The 2,694-nt window shown below is 66.6% G+C and carries 4 protein-coding genes; 2 read left to right on the top strand and 2 right to left on the bottom strand.

Annotated features, from left to right (window positions below):
* Positions 1–31: 31 nt before the first annotated feature.
* Entirely contained in the window at positions 32–877 is an 846-nt protein-coding gene (rpsB, locus tag WBF82_RS14755; RefSeq protein WP_424383742.1) for a 30S ribosomal protein S2, read from the bottom strand.
* Between the two features lie 266 nt (positions 878–1,143).
* Between rpsB and WBF82_RS14750 the strand changes: the two genes are divergently transcribed.
* Both WBF82_RS14750 and WBF82_RS14745 read left to right on the top strand, forming a co-directional pair.
* Complete coding sequence (locus WBF82_RS14750; RefSeq protein ID WP_424383741.1) at positions 1,144–1,632, top strand: murein hydrolase activator EnvC family protein; 489 nt, start codon at positions 1,144–1,146, stop codon at positions 1,630–1,632.
* A 56-nt stretch (positions 1,633–1,688) separates the two neighbouring features.
* Positions 1,689–2,315, top strand: a complete 627-nt coding sequence (locus tag WBF82_RS14745; protein WP_424383740.1) for a DUF3887 domain-containing protein — start codon at positions 1,689–1,691, stop codon at positions 2,313–2,315.
* A gap of 69 nt (positions 2,316–2,384) precedes the next feature.
* Here the strand turns inward: WBF82_RS14745 and WBF82_RS14740 are convergent.
* Positions 2,385–2,694 (bottom strand): tyrosine-type recombinase/integrase (locus WBF82_RS14740; protein WP_424383739.1); only part of this gene is annotated, 310 nt, incomplete at its 5' end.

Below are 2,694 nucleotides of genomic sequence, written 5' to 3'. Positions count from 1 at the left end.
CAGCGGTGAAGTTCGCCAATGGTCAGCCTTCCTATGAGGGGTCAGTGGTTGATTCGGTTGCGCCCCCGGCGGCGGTCGGGGCCGCAGGGGCTTCTGCTGACGCGGTGGCCGAGGCCAGCAGTTCTTGCTCCCATTCAGCGAGCGGTTCGGCCGCTTCTGCCTCGGGCTTGCCGTCGCCGCGACCAAGACCGGCACGCGCCTGCAGACCCTCGGCTACCGCCGACGCGATCACCTTGGTCAGCAGAGCCGCCGAGCGGATCGCGTCGTCGTTGCCCGGGATCGGGTAGTCGACCAGGTCGGGATCGCAGTTGGTGTCGAGGATCGCGATCACCGGGATACCCAGCTTGCGGGCCTCGCCGACGGCGATGTGCTCCTTGTTGGTGTCGACGACCCAGACCGCCGACGGCACCTTCGCCATGTCGCGGATACCGCCCAGGCTGCGGTCCAGCTTGTTCTTCTCCCTGGTCAGCATCAAGATTTCCTTCTTGGTGCGGCCCTCGAAACCACCGGTCTGCTCCATCGCCTCGAGCTCCTTGAGCCGCTGCAGCCGCTTGTGCACCGTTGAGAAGTTGGTCAGCATGCCACCCAGCCAGCGCTGATTGACATACGGCATGCCGACGCGGGTCGCCTCGGCGGCGACGGACTCCTGCGCCTGCTTCTTGGTGCCGACGAACAACACCGAGCCGCCGTGGGCGACAGTCTCTTTGACGAATTCGTACGCCTTGTCGATGAAGGTCAGCGTCTGCTGCAGGTCGATGATGTAGATGCCGTTGCGGTCGGTGAAGATGAACCGCTTCATCTTGGGATTCCAGCGACGGGTCTGATGCCCGAAGTGGGTGCCGCTGTCGAGCAGCTGCTTCATGGTTACTACGGCCATGCTTATGCCTTTGTGTGTCGGTTGTCGCCCGGCGTCGGGTGAAGCCGGGCCCTGGCGCCTGCTGCAATGCCGGACCCGCTGGTAACGCTGTGGCGCGGGACCGCCCGGCATGCGGTGCGAACTCCTAGTGGAACGGGAGACGCGGTGCAGACGCGCGAAGTCAGTCCGTTGATACGGGCTGCGAGAAGCAGTTTACACGGTCTCAGCAGGTGCTTTGTCCACAGTGCTGGCTGGCCGGGTTGGCGATGCCGCGGTGCACTGACGATATGCGATTGCTGGCGGTGATCTTGGCCGTGGTGCTGACCTGGGCGTCGCCGGCCCGCGCAGATGACACTCGCCTGGACTGGCCGCTACGGCCGCACCCGCCGGTGGTGCGGACCTTCGACGGCCCGACGCCGGATTGGAACCGCGGGCACCGCGGTGTGGACCTGGCAGGAAGGCCGGGCCAGCCGGTGTACTCCGCCGGCACAGGGACGGTGGTGTACGCCGGCACGCTGGCCGGCCGGCAGGTGGTGTCGTTGGCCCATCCGGGTGGTTTGCACACCAGTTACGAGCCGGTGCAGGCCGGCGTGCGGGTCGGGCAGGTGGTGAGCGCCGGGGCGGCGATCGGCGAACTGCTGGCCGGGCACCCGGGCTGCCCGGCCGCGGCCTGTCTGCACTGGGGAGCGATGTGGGGCCCGGCTGCTCGCGCCGATTACGTCGACCCGCTGGGGCTGCTGGTATCCACGCCGATTCGGCTCAAGCCGCTGCGGTAGATCCCGGTTGTAAAGGATTCCTTGACATCGGCGTGTGTAAAGATATCCTTTACAGCGTGGGCGATTCCTTGAGCCTCACCTCCTTGAGCCGCCAGCTATCCGCGCAGAGCTCGCTGCTTGCCGAGCAAGTGAGCAACCCACCGGCGTCGCCTCCTTATCTCGACCTGATCCGAAGTGCCAAGAGCGCCGCTGAACTGACCGAGCAGCTGCTCAAGCTCTGCGTCCAGCAGTCGCGCGACGCCGGCCACACCTGGCAGGAGATTGGGGATCTGCTCGGAGTCACCCGTCAAGCCGCGTTCCAGCGGTTCGGAAAGCCCATCGACCCCCGGACAGGAGAACCCATGGACAGGACAGTGCATATGACCGACGCCGCAGCACGGGCCGTCGAAATCGTCAAAGACGTCCTCGAAGACCGCATGGACGAGGCCCGGAAGTCCTTCAACGACCAAGTCCTGGCCGCGTTCACAGACGAGAAGAGAGGCAGTGCACTAGCGACCGTCGCCGGCCTGGTTGGCGCATTCGAAGGTTTCGGCGAGGGCCAGCCATTCGTCCGCCGAATTGGTGACCACACGGTTGTCGACATCCCGCTGCGCTACGAAGCCGGCGACATGAAGGCGCGGGTGGCATTCGACGAGGATGCAAAGGTCGCAGGACTTTTCATCCTCGCTCCCCAGACCCCGTAACCAGCCTCCGAGTGTGGGTTGATGCACGCATTTGTCGAAAACGCGTGCCAAAGCCCACATTCGAGGCCGTCAGGCCCGCGGATGGGCGCGGTCGTGCACCGCGCGCAATCGAGCGACCGTGACGTGGGTGTAGAGCTGGGTGGTGGCCAGGCTGGAATGGCCGAGCAGCTCTTGCACCACACGCAGGTCGGCCCCGCCTTCGAGCAGATGGGTGGCCGCGCTGTGCCGCAGCCCATGCGGCCCCATGTCGGGTGCGCCGTCCACGGCGGCGACGGTCTGGTGCACGACGGTGCGGGCCTGTCGCACGTCGAGCCGCCGCCCCCGCGCGCCCAGCAGAAGCGCCGGCCCCGAGTCGGCGGTGGCCAGCGCGGGTCGCCCG

This window comes from Mycobacterium sp., assembly GCF_049673265.1.
Taxonomy (GTDB): Bacteria; Actinomycetota; Actinomycetes; order Mycobacteriales; family Mycobacteriaceae; genus Mycobacterium.
The sequence above is the reverse complement of the archived record's forward strand: the minus strand, read 5'-3'. Positions and strand labels throughout refer to the sequence as shown.